The organism is Moorena sp. SIO1G6, from assembly GCF_010672795.1.
In the GTDB taxonomy this organism is placed as follows: Bacteria; Cyanobacteriota; Cyanobacteriia; order Cyanobacteriales; family Coleofasciculaceae; genus Moorena; species Moorena producens.
Map to the genome: position 1 here is coordinate 560534 of NZ_JAAHFZ010000001.1, position 15934 is coordinate 576467.

Genomic DNA, 15934 nt, shown 5'->3' on the forward strand with positions numbered 1-15934 from the left:
CTTGAAAGGCCTTTGGCCACGCTACGCGATCAGTCACTAGGAAACATTCAAGAGCATGATGTGAAAAATTATTAATTTATTAACGATTACCGATACAATGGCCTCATCTACAATCAATTCCCTATTCTCAGAAGCAATTGTGTCGGTTGCTGGGTTAACCGACTATATCCAAGAGTTGTTAGAGGAAGATGACCAACTCCATAGAGTTTGGGTGATTGGAGAAGTCTCTAGTAGTAACCACCATCCAAAAGGGATGTTTTTTACCCTCCAAGACGGAGATGCCAAGGCTACGATACGGTGTGTAGCCTGGAGGAGCCAGTTAAGCAAGCTGGTGCAACTACCAGTAATAGGAGAACAGTTGATTATTTTGGGCAGCCTCCGAGTTTATCCTCAGCGGGGACAGTATCAGCTGAATGTCTGGCAAGCCTTACCGGCGGGTGAGGGGTTGCAAGCCTTGCGCTCACGCCAATTACGCCAACGATTTGAAGCCGAAGGATTATTTGACCCACAACGAAAGCGCCCCCTGCCGATTCATCCTGAAACTATTGCTGTGGTTACCTCTCCCCAAGCGGCTGCTTGGGGAGATATTAAACGTACACTACAGCAACGGTATCCTGGTTTACGAGTCTTGTTTTCACCGGCTCAGGTTCAAGGGGAACTTGCGATCGCATCAATAGTTAACGCTATTGATCGAGTCGAGCGGGATGGCAGAGCCAAACTACTGATATTAGCTCGGGGGGGTGGAGCATCAGAGGATTTAGCTTGTTTCAATGATGAACGGGTGGTGCGAGCAATTGCTCAATGCTCAATACCGGTGATCACCGGTATTGGTCATCAACGGGATGAATCCTTAGCTGACTTAGTAGCTGACTACAGTGCTCACACCCCGACAGCAGCAGCGGAACAAGCTGTACCAGAACTGATCACCCTTTATGCTGAACATCAACAGCGGCAGACTAGCCTTTATCAAGCGGTGACTCAAATCACACAGGCATCTCGCCATCAACTGCACCATCTACGAACACGATTGCGACACCTAGCTCTAGACCAACAACTACACCAGGAACAAAATGCGATGGCATTTCAGCATCAGCGATTGTTGCAAGTGACATCAAAGCGTCTGAGCCAAGGGATCCAGCACTGTCAACTTCTCAAGGAAAAACTCAATACCCTTGACCCTCAAAAAGTCCTACAACGAGGCTATGCACTAGTGCGCACCTCAGATGGAACCATTGCTTCGTCTACAGGGCATTTGGCTCCTGGAGAAGAACTACAAATTCAGTTAGGTGAGGGTCAAGTTAAAGTCAAGATTATCGAGATTGTTGATAGTTGACGGTTGACCGTTGACGGTTAAGCTAAAGCTTGTAAGGCTTGCTCTACAATAAGAGCCGCTTGGTCAACTTCCTGAGCTGACACAATTAGGGGTGGAACAAAGCGAACTACCTTTGGTCCTGCTGGTACCAACAACAAACTTCGTTCCATAACGGCTTTAACTACATCCACGGAAGTCAGATCGATATCTGATTTTAGTACAAGCCCATTAATTAGACCCCAGCCTCGCACTTCGTCAATAACTTCGGGATATTTCTGAGCGATCGCTGTTAGTCTGGTGCGCAGCTGCTCACCCCGCACCTGAACATTTTGCAAAATATTCTCCTGTTCCAAGGTTTTTCCTACAGATAGGGCGACTGCACAGACAAATGGATTACCACCAAAGGTGCTAGCGTGCTCTCCGGGTTGGAAGATATCACAGAATTTCTTAGACATCATTGCTCCAATGGGAATGCCACCAGCCAATCCCTTGGCACTGGTGAAGATATCTGGCTCTATTCCCAGATTCTGATAGCCCCAGTATTTACCAGTGCGACCCATACCCACCTGGACTTCATCCAGAATCAGCAGGATGCCAGTTTCATCACAGATCTCTCTAACTTGCTGGAAGTAGTCTAGGTCTCCTGGCCGAACACCTCCTTCTCCCTGTAATGGTTCCAGCATCACTGCTGCTACCCGGCGATTTCCCTCATCAATATCTGCGATCGCATTTTCCAATGCCTGAATATCGTTGTAGGGTACGTACTCGAACCCAGGTACCAAGGGGTCAAAGTTTTTCTGGTACTTAGGCTGGCCAGTAGCTGTGATTGTTGCCAAGGTTCGCCCATGGAAACTGGCCTGAGCGGTCAAAATCACTGGCTGTTCAATATCGAGCACAGTGTGGCCATATTTCCGTGCCAGTTTGATAGCAGCTTCATTAGCCTCCGCTCCCGAGTTACAGAAAAATACTCGTTCTGCACAAGAATGGTCAATGAGCCACTTCGCTAATGCCCCTTGCTCTGGAATGTAGTAGAGATTGGAAACATGGTTTAGCTTTTGGATTTGCTTAATTACCGTTTCTACCACAATTGGGTGAGCATGACCTAAGGTACAGGTAGCAATCCCTGCCACAAAGTCAAGATAGTCTCGCCCGGAAGTATCCCAGACATGGCAACCGGCACCCCGCTCTAAGGCAATAGGAAAGCGTCCATAGGTTTTCATGACCCTAGCATCAAATTCAGTTAGGTCATAAGGTGCACCCCCAGCCGGAGCTGACTCTGCCGGTCGGGTGGGATTGTTAACAATAGTTTCTGGGCTCACGAGCTTAGTCCTTGTGTGATTAGTGAACGGTCAAGGTTGGCTTGCTAGGCTTTACCAATGAGCGTATGGAGCGTTATGCCATACTATTTTCAATTGCCCAACGGGCTAATTCAGTACGGTTATGGAGACCAGTTTTCCCTAGCATGTTAGACACATGACTTTCTATGGTACGCTGAGAAACATTCAGCTGCTGAGCAATCTCCCGATTTGCCATACCTCTTGCCACAAACTGGACAACCTTCCGCTCAGTAGGAGTCAAATCAACATCGTAAGGAACGTTAATTCTGGGTGCGCTGTCTGGATTAGAAACTGTGAGCTGCATCATACGAGCAGTTTGCTTGAGGCAAGATTCCACCTGTGCTACCAGTTCTTCTGGCTCAAAGGGCTTAACCATATAAATATCCGCACCCTTATTGAGTCCTTTTATTCGATCTTGGCTTTGACCCTTGGCTGAGAGAAATAGTACCGGAATGCAGCTGGTGCGAGAATCATCTCTGACCTTTTCTACCAGGGTATAGCCGTCCATTTCTGGCATCATCACGTCACAGATAATCATATCAGGAATATCCTGCTCTAAAATGTCCAGAGCTTCTTTCCCATGTTCAGCGGTCATCACCTCGTATCCCCGAAACTCTAGGTAGTCCTTGACTAGCAATATGAGGTTGGGGTCATCATCAATCAGCAGCAGTTTTTGTTGCTCTCTTACAGCATTGTCCTTCATAACTGTAACGTTTTTTATACTTTGCTTGCTTAATTTTGTTAATAGTGGTAGTACCTCTTGCCTTTTCTAATGCCTGGAAGTTACCAAGCTGCTTTAACTCTCCAACCAATAATCCTACCTCACCATAATTAGGGTTGGTAAGAATTAGGGTTGGTAAGGAAAAGACTTAACTTGAACGTTGCACCGGGAACCCTAGGCTGGCCAAGTCAGTAGATTTTAGAACCCGTTGCGTCGCCAAGGTGGGCTTCATTACAACTAGGATGTTAACCTGCTTGGGGTTGGGGAGGAGCTGCTTCCATTGCCTGGTAGTCTAAAGCAGATGGTTGAAGAGTTTCTGGCAAAGGATGAACTAAAAAAGCATAGTCTTCTAAAACTTGGTTGCCAATAATATGCTCTTGAATAATGCGTTCAATCACCTCAGGAGTAGCACTGTGATACCAAACACCGTCTGGGTAAACTACCATGACAGGACCATAGGTACAGACTCGCAGACAATTAGCCTTGGTGCGAAAAATGCCACTTGGTTGAACATCCTTGGGCTGGTCTAGTTTTAGCTCTTTAAGGCGTTTTTTGAGATATTCCCAGGATTGAAGGCTAATTTCTTTTGAGCAGCATTTCGGTTTAGTTTGATCAGCACACAGGAAAATGTGGCGCTGAATTTGATTAAGCCCTAAGCTTTTTATGTTAGCAGCTAGGGTAATTTGCTCTGATGCTTCGATAGTGGAAGTGTCAGAATTATCAGAATTATCAGAATTATCAGAATTAGATGCTTGGGTAGCTTCAGGCTCAGTTTTGTCTGCTGGCATGAGTTTTAGGGCTTTTGTGTGAGGATGAGTTGAAAGTGCGAGGTCAGCTATCAGCGGTCAGTTATCAGCTATCAGCTAGCAGGGGCTTTAACTGCACGGCGTTGGATCAGTAAAACGAGCAGGGATTTTCAACCAGCCGTACCAGCACTCCCGGTGCTTGTTTACTACCGACCGTTGATTAAGTGACGGCTGATAGCACCTCAAGTAGCACCATCTGTAGCGCATTAGCTGAATGCTTAAAGGGGGAGAGTAACAACCTATCTGTTATATCTATTTGCTTGTCCTAGTTGTCAGTGGTCAGCAGTCCATTGGTTGCAGTGCTGGTTTTTTAACCAATTTCTGGGACTAATGTAAAACCTTCTAGGTGCCCTTGCCGTCGGCGAATTAAATTCGCCACGGGTCGCACCTGATGAAATAGGGACAAGCTACACCATACCGATACTGATACACAGATAATAACCCAAAGCTATCTGATCCGTGCATTTGCTATCTGTTAACCTGCTATGAGTTCGGGAACCCGTACAGAGGTATTTATTGCCATGTACTGCTGATTTTGAGTAAATTAGCACTCAGGAGCTGAGAGTGCTAAATCGGCTCAGATGAATCAGATGAAGTAGAGAGGAAAAACTGATATGGCAGCTGTAACTCTGAGTGTTTCCACCGTTAAGCCCTTAGGGGATCGAGTTTTTGTTAAGGTAAGCGCCGCTGAAGAAAAAACTGCTGGCGGTATTCTACTACCCGATAACGCTAAGGAAAAGCCTCAAGTTGGGGAAATTGTAGCCACCGGACCTGGGAAGCGCAACGATGATGGTTCTCACGCTGCTCTCGAAGTCAAAGTAGGGGACAAGGTACTTTACTCCAAGTACGCTGGTACCGATATTAAGTTAGGGAACGAAGAGTACGTTTTGTTGTCAGAAAAAGACATCTTGGCAGTCGTCAGCTAACACCTTGAAGGCAAACAAGTTGAGCCCTTAAACCCTCAACCCTTTTACCTTCAAGGCTTTTATCTTCAACCTTAATCACCGTTAGGAACTGAACTCAAAACCTATGGCTAAGCGCATTATTTACAACGAAAATGCTCGTCGCGCCCTAGAAAAGGGAATGGACACTCTGACTGAAGCTGTAGCTGTCACCCTTGGACCAAAAGGTCGCAACGTAGTGTTAGAGAAGAAGTTTGGTGCTCCTCAAATTGTTAATGATGGTGTCACCATTGCTAAAGAGATTGAACTGGAAGACCACATTGAAAACACTGGTGTTTCTCTGATTCGGCAAGCAGCTTCAAAAACCAATGATGCTGCTGGTGATGGGACTACAACCGCTACGGTACTAGCTCATGCTGTGGTCAAAGAAGGCTTGCGCAATGTTGCTGCCGGTGCAAACCCGATCGCCCTGAAGCGGGGTATTGATAAAGCTACTGCGTTTCTGGTGGACAAGATTGCTGAACATGCCCGCCCAGTAGAAGACTCTAAAGCCGTTGCCCAAGTTGGTTCTATCTCTGCGGGTAACGATGAGACCGTTGGTCAGATGATTGCTGACGCAATGGACAAAGTGGGCAAAGAGGGCGTGATTTCCCTTGAAGAAGGGAAGTCTATGACCACTGAACTAGAAATTACCGAAGGGATGCGCTTTGACAAAGGCTATATCTCTCCCTACTTTGCTACTGACACTGAGCGGATGGAAGCAGTTCTAGAAGAACCTCACCTCCTACTCACTGACAAGAAAATCACCCTGGTACAAGACCTGGTGCCAGTACTTGAGCAAGTGGCTCGTTCTGGCAAGCCGTTGCTGATTATTGCTGAAGACATTGAGAAAGAAGCCCTGGCCACCTTGGTGGTCAACCGCCTACGGGGTGTTTTGAATGTGGCAGCTGTCAAGGCTCCTGGCTTTGGCGATCGCCGTAAGGCTATGCTGGAAGACATTGCTACCCTAACTGGTGCACAAGTAATTACCGAAGATGCAGGTCTAAAGCTTGAAAACGCTAAGCTGGAAATGCTGGGTAAAGCCCGTCGTGTGACCATAACTAAGGACAACACCACTATCGTTGCTGAAGGTAACGAAAATGCAGTGAAGGGTCGTTGTGAGCAAATCCGCCGTCAGATGGACGAAACGGATTCTTCCTACGACAAAGAAAAACTGCAAGAGCGGTTAGCTAAACTGGCTGGTGGTGTCGCTGTGATTAAAGTCGGTGCTGCTACAGAAACGGAAATGAAAGACCGCAAGCTGCGTCTGGAAGATGCCATCAACGCTACCAAGGCAGCTGTGGAAGAAGGTATTGTCCCTGGTGGTGGTACAACTCTAGCTCACCTGACTCCTGACCTAGAAACTTGGGCAAACGAGAACCTGAAGGCTGAAGAACTTACCGGTGCATTGATTGTTGCTCGTGCCCTGTCTTCACCTCTGAAGCGAATTGCCCAGAACGCTGGTCAAAATGGTGCGGTGATCGCTGAGCGAGTTAAAGAAAAAGAATTTAACGTCGGCTACAATGCTTCCAATGGTGAGTTTGTAGATATGTTTGAAGCTGGAATCGTTGACCCAGCTAAGGTAACTCGTTCTGCTCTCCAAAATGCCGCTTCCATCGCAGGTATGGTGTTGACCACCGAGTGTATTGTGGTAGACAAGCCTGAGCCTAAGGAAAATACTGCTGCTGGTGCTGGTATGGGTGGCGATTTTGATTACTAAAGCCTACCGAATGAATTAAAGCACTCTAATTGGCATAAAAGATAGATACAGCTGCTTCTTCAACGAAGCAGCTGCTTTTTATTGCCGAAACAAACCCAGATTATCTAATCTAAGAGATACTAGAAACGAGCCTTGCAGCAGTTGAGATGGGACAGTTGCCTATGTCTTTGAAAATTGAATACGGACTCTTCAAGCTTGATTTCACTGACTACCACGCAGTTTTAGGAATTCCAGTTGATGCGGATGTTAAGGCAGTCCGTCAACGGTACCTTCAAATTGCTAGACGTTTGCATCCCGACAGTTGCAAAGCCAGTACCGAAGTGGAAAAAAATCAAGCAAATCTGCTGTTAACACGGCTGGTTAATCCTGCTTATGAACAGCTCTCTAGAGGTCATCGTGACTATGCTGCTAGTCTAAGTCACTTGAGTAAGCGGTTAGGGGCTCAAGGAGATAAAATTTCCCTGGCTAGCGCAACGGCTAAGCAATTATTACAAGCAGGGGCAAATTTAGATAATCTTTACAAAACCTCAGTTGACCACCTAGCATCAGAGCAATACCAAGCCCTTGACCAAGCCTTGGCAAAAATTGCCGAAATCAGTGAACTTAACCTAGTTTATTTGATGTGTAAAAGTGGTAAGGGCGAAACGGTAAAAACTTCTGTCTCAACCCCTGTGAAAACTCAAGCAACTGGTGTGACCCAGCCAAATAGTCAGACTACTACCGGTGCCACATCACAGGGAGGGTCGGTTGGGACTAAGGGAGTATCACGAGTGGATAGCTATATCCGCCGTGCTGAAGGATATTTGGTGAAAAACAATTTTGCTGCGGCAGTTTTGGAGTTGCGAGAAGCTCTGAAGTTGGACCAAAACAATAGCGACTGCCATAGTTTATTGGGAATTGCTTATTTGAAGCAAAATAAGGGGACAATGGCTAAAGTACACATTAATAAGGCGTTGCAATTGAACCCTCAGAACGAAAAAGCATTGAAGGCGAAACAGATTCTAAATGAATTAACCCCGAAAAGTGCCGGTAGCCAGCCAAAGGTTTCGCCTGAAGCAGCTAAAGGGAAACCGTCCAATAAATCTGGTGGTGGCTTATTTGGTGGTTTATTTGGTGGAAAGAAAAAGTAATGATTCATCAACCACCCCCAGGGGCAAGGGATTTACTCCCCCTAGAAGTTACCCAAAAACGCTGGATTGCTAACCACTTACAGCAAGTATTTCACCGCTGGAGTTATCACCGGATTATCACATCAACTCTAGAATGGTTGGATACCTTGATGGCAGGAGGAGCTGTCGAACGTTCCACGGTCATCCAGTTGCACGATGCTGAGGAAGGAACGCTGGGGCTACGTCCAGAATTAACGGCATCCATAGCCAGAGCAATGGTCACTCGTATTGCTGGCAGTAATAGTGAAGCCTGCCTATCCTTACCCCAGCGACTCTATTACAATGCCAATGTATTTCGCAGACCAACTATAGGTAACCACGGACGTCAACAAGAGTTTTACCAGTCGGGAGTAGAATTATTGGGAGTTGGTGGGCTGTTGGCAGATGGGGAAATTCTGCTGTTGCTAGCCGATTGTCTTAATAATTTAGGGTTGCAGCAGTGGCACCTGATTTTGGGGGAAGCTCGGCTAACGCGATCGCTTTTGTCTCCCTTCCCCAAACCTATGCAAGACAAGGTTCGTCAAGCCATTGCCTATCTTGACCGTGTTAGCCTAGAAACGTTACCCCTATCCCCAGAATTACGAGAGCGGGCATTGTTTCTCTTTGACCTGAGGGGAGACCCTGCTGATGTTTTGCAAAAGGTTGCCAGCTTGGATTTAGACTCATCAGAACACGAGATTGTGAGCAATCTCAAATCCCTGGTGGAACTTTTAAATAGTAGTTCCGCTAGCCCCTTACCGATTGTTCTTGACCTGACCTTAGTACAAACCTTTGACTATTACACTGGTATTGTCTTTGAAGTAGTCAGTAGTAGCGAGGGCTCTAGCCGAGTTTTAGGCCAGGGAGGGCGGTACGATCAATTGCTGAGTCTATATCATCCTCAAGGAGAAACCTACCCTGGAATTGGTTTTTGCCTCAACCTAGAAGACCTTCATTATGTCTTACTGTCGAGTAATCAACTACCCAGTCGGACACCAGCTAGTGATTGGTTAGTGGTGCCAGAATTTCCCGAGGCTGAGGCGGTAGCTTTTACCTATGCCCAGAAACTTAGAGATTCTGAGCATTTGGTCAGGGTAGAGATGGATTTAGGGGGACGCTCACCAGCACAAATTAGAGCATACGCCTTGGGTCACGGTATCACCTACATTGCCTGGGTAGAAACCGATGGCACTCCTAGGATTGAGACCGTGACTAAGAAAGCGTGAAGTATTTCATAGTTCACACTTCCTAGTTCAGTTAACTAATCCTCAGCAAAAACATAGCGATGTAGTTCGCTAGGGTCAGGTTCAGGACTGGCTTGGGCAAACTCAACTGCATCATTAATGACTTCCTGGATTTTGCTCTCAATGGCTTTGAGTTCTTCGGGAGTAGCTAGATGATTTTCTGTCAGGTAACTTGCCATGTTTTTAATGGGATCACGAGTTAACCAGAATTCCTTCTCTTCTTTGGAGCGGAGTTCATCGGGATCAGCCAGAGAGTGACCTCGGAAGCGGTAGGTCAGGGCTTCAATAAGGGTTGGGCCTTCTCCTGCACGAGCCCGAGCGATCGCTTCTTGGGCAACAGTTCTGACAGCCATTACATCCATGCCATCGACTTCTACTCCAGCCATACCGAATACACTGGCTTTTTTGTAAATTTCTGGCTGGGATGTTGCCCGTTCATGAGCCATCCCAATTGCCCACTTGTTGTTTTCCACAACATAGATAACGGGCAATTTCCAAAGGGCTGCCATATTCAAACATTCAAAGAACTGACCATTATTGCAAGCTCCATCACCAAAAAAGCAAACGGTGACTTGATCAGAACTCTCATCACCCAAGGCTTCGCGACGGTATTTACTTTGGAAAGCACTACCCGTGGCCACGGGAATCCCCTCAGCTACAAAGGCATAACCTCCCAGGAGATTATGTTCTTGTGAGAACATATGCATTGAACCACCGCGCCCCTTGCTGCAGCCTGTGGCTTTGCCAAATAACTCTGCCATCACTTCCCGTGCTGGCACTCCTGCACTTAAGGCATGGACGTGGTCACGATAGGTGCTACTAACAAAGTCTTCACCAATACGCAACGCCTTGATGACTCCTGTTGACACTGCCTCTTGACCGTTGTAGAGGTGGACAAAACCAAACATTTTGCCCCGATAGTACATTTCAGCACATTTGTCCTCAAACAAGCGCCCGAGCATCATATCCTCGTAAAGGAGTAATCCTTCTGCGCTGGTAATGGGGCTGTAATCCTCTACTTTAGGTAAAGTTCTTTCCTGAGCCATTAATTTGTCCTATACTTGTCGCAACACTATACTGGCATTTCGCCAAACTACTTGTTTAGCCAATTTAAGCAAAGCTATCATAAAGTTTCACTCAAGCCTACAGGATTTCTCTTTTAGGATTTCTCTTTTAGGTCAAGCCTAGAGCGAATAGTTAGGTCAAGTTGAGTTGAGTGAGAATCACACTACTGCTTGACAATCAATACTGTTTAGTTTAGTAAAAGTTAATTAACAAAACTCGCGGAATTACCCACCTTCTTCCAAGGTGGGCTTGAAGTTACCGTAAGGTAGGGTCGCGGCTTGAGCGTCGGCAGGATATGCATAAAAGGTAACGGCGCTTTTGTAATAAGGCGACCCAACAATCAGGTTTCGTATCCGGGATGGATAGCGAGACGATAACTTGTGATGATTCGTGCTAAAATGAAGATGGTCGCTGAGCCGCCTGACCGACTAAAAGGCTACCTTATAAACGGTCTAATATACTATCAGTTTTTAGACCTGGAGGTATACAAAGTAAAGCGCGGAGCTCAGGAAAGAGACAAGCCCCGGCTGGTTAGCCACAGTGCTGTAATTCCAAGACTTGTCTGTCGTAAAAGTATACGTCGATAGAAGGCGGATGTCTGCCTGTGGACGCTGAGTAAGACCAAAATTAGCGCGGCTTTTTGAGGCGTCGGGGACGCGCGCGGGAAGCCCAAAAGACGAATAAGACCGTCCCTGAATTGACCTGAGAGTGGTTTGCCCCAACCGTGAGCGTTGCAGGTTGGGGTACTTCACAGGAGATGATCCAGTTGCTAAAATAAATAGTATTTAGCGACTCGACAAAACCGGTTAGCTGCGATACTGTGTCTTTTAAAGTGACAGATAAATAGCTATAGCCAGTTTAGGGAGTACGATATGGGCTATCATCAACTCATTCAGTTGCTCGAAAAGCTGGGGAAGTGAACCGTGCGCATTCCGCTCGATTACTACCGCATATTAGGATTGCCGATTCAGGCTACAGCCCAACAGCTCAGCCAAGCCTATCGTGATCGTACCTTACAACTACCGCGCCGAGAGTATTCGGAAGCAGCAATAGCCTCTCGTAAAACACTCCTTGAAAAAGCCTACGGGGTTTTGAGTGACCCTGAAACAAGAGAGGAGTACGATGCTGGCTTGATTGCCAAAGCTTATCAACTCCAAGAGCAACACCCATCAGTGGCGGGTGCTCCTGGTACTAATCAAACAGTAACAGGTGAAACCGTCGAAGCTCACACTCCTACGATTGAGATTGATAACGACCAATTACTCGGAAGCTTACTGATTCTTCAAGAACTTGGGGAATACGAACTGGTTCTAAAACTGGCGCAACCGTTACTGGAAAAAGGTGACAGCGTTGGATTAAGTCAGGGGAAATTGGGGGATCCCCAACTTGTTCAACCCGACGTGGTTTTGACCTTAGCTATTGCCTGCTTAGAGCTAGGTCGAGAGGAATGGCAGCAAGGGGAGTATGAAAACGCAGCTATGTCCCTAGAAACTGGACAACAATTACTCCTACAAGAAGGCTTATTTCCGAGTGTTCGAGGGGAAATCCAAGCAGACCTCTATAAACTTCGCCCTTATCGGATTTTAGAATTATTAGCCCTGCCAGAAGAAAAAGCCATTGAGCGGCGCAAAGGCTTGCGGTTGCTCCAAGAAATGTTACAGGAGCGTCGAGGGATCGATGGCACTGGTAATGATCAATCTGGTTTAGGGATTGATGACTTTCTACGCTTTATCCAACAGTTGCGAGGCTATCTTACCTCCAACCAACAGCAAACCTTATTTGAAGCTGAAGCACGACGTCCTTCAGCTGTTGCTACATACCTAGCTGTTTACGCCTTACTAGCAAGGGGATTTGCCCACAGAGAACCGGCTTTGATTGCTCGTGCCAAGAAAATGCTGATGCGTTTGGGTAAGCGGCAGGATGTTCACCTAGAACAAGGGGTTTGTGCTCTGCTTCTCGGCCAAACGGAAGAAGCCAGTCGTGCCTTGGAACTGAGCCAGGAATACGAACCCCTAGCTTTCATTCGGGAACATTCTCAAAATTCCCCAGACTTATTGCCAGGATTATGCCTCTACGGAGAGCGTTGGCTACAAGAATCTGTATTTCCCCACTTCCGGGATCTGGCCAATCAGAAGGTGTCTTTGAAGGAATACTTTGCTGATCAGCAAGTACAAGCCTATCTAGAAAATTTACCAGATTCATCTGAGGAAACTAGCAATCAGTGGACGGTTGTACCTTCCCAAACAACCACCTATGCAACGGTAGGCTCTTCTAAAAGCATCCTGGGGCAAGATAGACTAAGCAATGGCCAAGGCTCACAGACAACGGCAGAACCAGTAACGGTGGGGTCAAGGTGGCCAAGTGGGGCGTTGGCAAACGGTGTTAGTCAAAGCCGAGTCAATAGCGATCGCTTCACCACTAATGGGGTATCAACTTTGCCTACAGCTCAAGGGATATCCCACTCATCAAATGGCTCAGAACCACAAACCTCTCAGGACTTAGAGTCAAAAACCACAGGCTTGCGGAGTCATGGACGGCGTCGTAGGCGTCAGTCCTTAGGTAGCTTTCTGGGTGGTGGGAAGTCAGGCAAAACCCTGGATAGTCACAATTCAACCGCCTCAGGTGGGTGGTCTAGAGGCGGTTCTTTGGTCAAAGACTCCTCAAGTCAGCGGAGCAGTCTGAATCATTCATCCCCTGATCGTATGGAACCTTCACCAGAGCGATTCCAACCAGGGGCTAAACTAAGACGTCTGATTTTCCTGAGTCTTTTAAGTTTGCTAGGACTGGGTATCCTGCTGATGTTGCTCAATAAAGCTCTCAAAAGTTTTTCAAAACCACCGTTAGAGGGAGAACAACCTTTTGTTCAGCTTGACCAACCTCCAGTCCCGATTCCTCCGACAGGCAGTGGGCTGATCGCTCCGAGTGGTCCTCTAAATCAAGAAACGGCTCAGCAACTCATCGAAACCTGGTTAAATACTAAAAAACTTGCTTTTGGACCAAAACATGAAGTAGGGCAACTTAGTAAAATCTTAGCTGAGCCAGCTCTGTCTGTCTGGCTCAAAAGTGCTAAAGCGGCTAAAACCAAGAACTATTACCGGATCTACAAGCACACGGTCAAAATTAACTCAGTTGAGACTAGCACATCGAATCCTAATCAAGCTGTGATAGATGCTGCGGTGAAAGAGCAAGCAAAGGTATATCAAGATGGTATGTTGAGTCCGGCAGCTTCGAGTAATGACAACTTAAGAGTCAAGTATGACTTAGTACGCCAAGGGGGTCAGTGGTTAATTAAGGGTTGGATGGTAAGATAACTAGAAACATATCTGACCAGTCAATTCCTGTCGAAAAGAAAATGGAAAAGTAATGATTATTCCTGTTGATTATTGATGATGCGATTAGCTTTGCCTTGCCACGCTTCGCTCACCCTTGAGGAAAGCAGCCAAATAGTCTTGCTTATCCTCATTAAGGCTAAGAGATAAATGATTAATGAAGAGTGTCAAGGATAAGTAGATCAGGGCTTCATCCTTCTTGGATACGGATCACTGATGGTGCCTAACTTGATAATATTGATGACTGAGTCCTTAGGTGCGCTTTCCGCATCTAATTATTAAATTCGCCACGGGTCGCACCTGAGGAGTGATGTGATAATTTCATGACATTTTGAGTCCCGATTTTCTGGTAAATGCGTGAATTTACCGAAAATCGGCTTATTTACCCCTTGACCTGACCCAAAAATTCCTTGTTATATATAGTTGATCAGAGGATCCCATAAAAATGCTGGTTTGTTAGTATTTCACCAAATTATAGATGGCTGACTTGAACATATTGTTGGTATAAAAAATCACTGAAATGTCGCAAGGGTAGACGGGCAATTTCCATTAAAGTCTGGGAATCAAGAAGGATAAAAACTTTAGTCAGGTCTGACCTTTAGGTAAGTTTCATAGCAACCAAAACTTTTTTTAATTAGGTGCGCTTTCCGCATTAAGAATTAAATTCGCCACGGGTCGCACCTCAAGATTGACATCAGTAATCTATCAGGCAACCTAACAACGTATAGAACAGAAATCATGGCAAAAGAAGGAACTCCCCTAGAAGAAATGACTCTACGGCAATTACGTAGAGTTGCGAGTGAATATGGTATATATCGATACAGTAGAATGCGTAAAGAACGCTTATTGGCGGAAATTCAAGCAATAGAACGTCACAAAAGGTCTACCACTCCATCGCCGATAATTGAGGCACAAGCAAAGGAGGAATCAAGCCAGTTTGAATTAGCTCAACAAGAGCCGACTAGTGATAGTCTAGTTTCTGTTGATGAGGGATTAGCAGAGCTACCAGAAGGTTATGGTGAAAGCCGGATTGTGCTAATGCCTCGTGATCCACATTGGTCTTATGCTTATTGGGATATTCCCAATGAACATAAAAAAGAACTGCGCTCTCAGGGAGGTCAACAACTCGCTCTAAGGCTCTATGATGTTACCGCAATCAAACTGGATTATCAAAGTCCCCATAGTATCCAAGAATATCCCTGTGATGAGCTAGCGCGAGAATGGTATCTACCCATGCCAGTTAGCGATCGCGATTATTTAGTTGAGATTGGTTATCGCTGTGAAGATGGTCAATGGCTAGTTCTGGCCCGTTCAGCACCTATCCATGTTCCCCCTGCCTATCCCTCTAAATGGATGGAAGACCAATTCGTCACGGTCAACTGGGATGATAATCTACAGGGTAAGACTGTCCTAAAACTTGTGCCGCCTAGCCAGACAGCTAATGGGAGTAGCTCGGAAATTCCTGATCGACCTATCTATGGGGAAATCTTTGGCATAACTCAATCTGGGGAAGCTCAGGCAGTAGCTGATTCTGTTTATAGTTCTATGGAGCAAGCACCAAGGTCAGCAATAAGTTCCAATCCTTTCCCTTCGGGTATTGGTAAGTGGCTTTCTCCAAACATGTCGGGAGCTGGTTTCAATGCTTCTGCTCCCCCCGCTCGTTCTCCCGAATTGTCCTTAGTGGCAAATGAAGAGCTAATTATTCACGGAAGCATCGATCCTGATGCTTCCGTTACTATTGATGGACGTCCAGTCAAGATTAACCCAGACGGGACCTTCCGCTTGCAGATGTCTTTCCAGGATGTCCTAATTGACTACCCAATCATGGTAGTGTCAGCGCATGGCAAGGAAACTCGCTCAATCCATATGAAGTTCATCTGCAAGACGCAATCATGCCATACTGATCTCGTGTGCAATTGAACACAATTGTTGAGTATACTCCCCACCCATCATTATTCACCCATACTTTAGAAGTTGGGTGGGGTAAGCCAAACCAGCTTTTACATGGTGAAGGGAACAGTAAACAGGGAATAGGTAATAAGGAAAAAAATATCTGTACCTCATAGCTGTGATAAACGCTATATAGCGACCTTAAATCAGTTGTGGCAAGTCAAGGGCTTGAAACCCAGGTATAGCAAGAATCACGTTTGGATAAAATTAGCACAACCTATTTAGGATTGCTATAGTTCAAGAAGCAGCATTGGCCTATAATAACCTCAGAATTCACACTTCATACTTCTAAGGAGTTCCCCCGACACTAGCCGGGGGATTTTTTTGCCAAAAGTCAATAGGTGCGCTCTTACCATTAAGA

Annotated in this window: 11 protein-coding genes; 7 read left to right on the forward strand and 4 right to left on the reverse strand. The window is 46.2% G+C overall.

Annotated elements, in window-relative coordinates; all coding sequences use genetic code 11:
- Positions 1-97 precede the first annotated feature (97 nt).
- On the forward strand, positions 98-1333 hold the full coding sequence (gene xseA, locus F6K63_RS02490; RefSeq protein WP_008180322.1) for an exodeoxyribonuclease VII large subunit: 1236 nt from the start codon (positions 98-100) through the stop codon (positions 1331-1333).
- A gap of 17 nt (positions 1334-1350) precedes the next feature.
- Here the strand turns inward: xseA and F6K63_RS02495 are convergent, their stop codons facing one another.
- The 3 genes from F6K63_RS02495 to F6K63_RS02505 form a co-directional block, all read right to left on the reverse strand.
- The gene (locus F6K63_RS02495) at positions 1351-2631 is read right to left on the reverse strand and encodes an aspartate aminotransferase family protein (RefSeq protein ID WP_287248905.1); all 1281 of its coding nucleotides are present in this window, start codon (positions 2629-2631) and stop codon (positions 1351-1353) included.
- 73 nt (positions 2632-2704) lie between these two features.
- Positions 2705-3352 carry a response regulator transcription factor gene (locus F6K63_RS02500; protein WP_008180320.1) on the reverse strand — a complete coding sequence of 216 codons (648 nt, stop codon included), beginning with the start codon at positions 3350-3352 and terminating at the stop codon, positions 2705-2707.
- A 263-nt stretch (positions 3353-3615) separates the two neighbouring features.
- The gene (locus F6K63_RS02505; RefSeq protein WP_287265674.1) at positions 3616-4158 is read right to left on the reverse strand and encodes a (2Fe-2S) ferredoxin domain-containing protein; all 543 of its coding nucleotides are present in this window, start codon (positions 4156-4158) and stop codon (positions 3616-3618) included.
- 632 nt (positions 4159-4790) lie between these two features.
- On the opposite strand from F6K63_RS02505, the gene groES reads away from it, so the two are divergent.
- From groES to F6K63_RS02525, 4 genes are all read left to right on the forward strand, one after another.
- Complete coding sequence (gene groES / locus F6K63_RS02510) at positions 4791-5102, forward strand: co-chaperone GroES (protein WP_008180318.1); 312 nt, start codon at positions 4791-4793, stop codon at positions 5100-5102.
- Positions 5103-5205: 103 nt separating this feature from the next.
- Complete coding sequence (gene groL / locus F6K63_RS02515) at positions 5206-6837, forward strand: chaperonin GroEL (protein ID WP_008180317.1); 1632 nt, start codon at positions 5206-5208, stop codon at positions 6835-6837.
- A 161-nt stretch (positions 6838-6998) separates the two neighbouring features.
- Positions 6999-7967, forward strand: coding sequence for a J domain-containing protein (locus F6K63_RS02520; protein ID WP_044492359.1), 969 nt, complete (start codon positions 6999-7001; stop codon positions 7965-7967).
- On the forward strand, positions 7967-9211 hold the full coding sequence (locus F6K63_RS02525; protein ID WP_287310634.1) for an ATP phosphoribosyltransferase regulatory subunit: 1245 nt from the start codon (positions 7967-7969) through the stop codon (positions 9209-9211). Before F6K63_RS02520 ends, F6K63_RS02525 begins: the two co-directional genes overlap by 1 nt.
- Before the next feature lie 35 nt (positions 9212-9246).
- On the opposite strand, the gene pdhA is transcribed toward F6K63_RS02525, so the two are convergent.
- Entirely contained in the window at positions 9247-10275 is a 1029-nt protein-coding gene (pdhA, locus tag F6K63_RS02530; protein ID WP_008180311.1) for a pyruvate dehydrogenase (acetyl-transferring) E1 component subunit alpha, read from the reverse strand.
- Positions 10276-11217: 942 nt separating this feature from the next.
- Between pdhA and F6K63_RS02535 the strand changes: the two genes are divergently transcribed.
- Complete coding sequence (locus F6K63_RS02535; protein WP_287310636.1) at positions 11218-13605, forward strand: IMS domain-containing protein; 2388 nt, start codon at positions 11218-11220, stop codon at positions 13603-13605.
- 756 nt (positions 13606-14361) lie between these two features.
- Complete coding sequence (locus tag F6K63_RS02540) at positions 14362-15543, forward strand: DUF4912 domain-containing protein (RefSeq protein WP_008180305.1); 1182 nt, start codon at positions 14362-14364, stop codon at positions 15541-15543.
- Positions 15544-15934 lie beyond the last annotated feature (391 nt).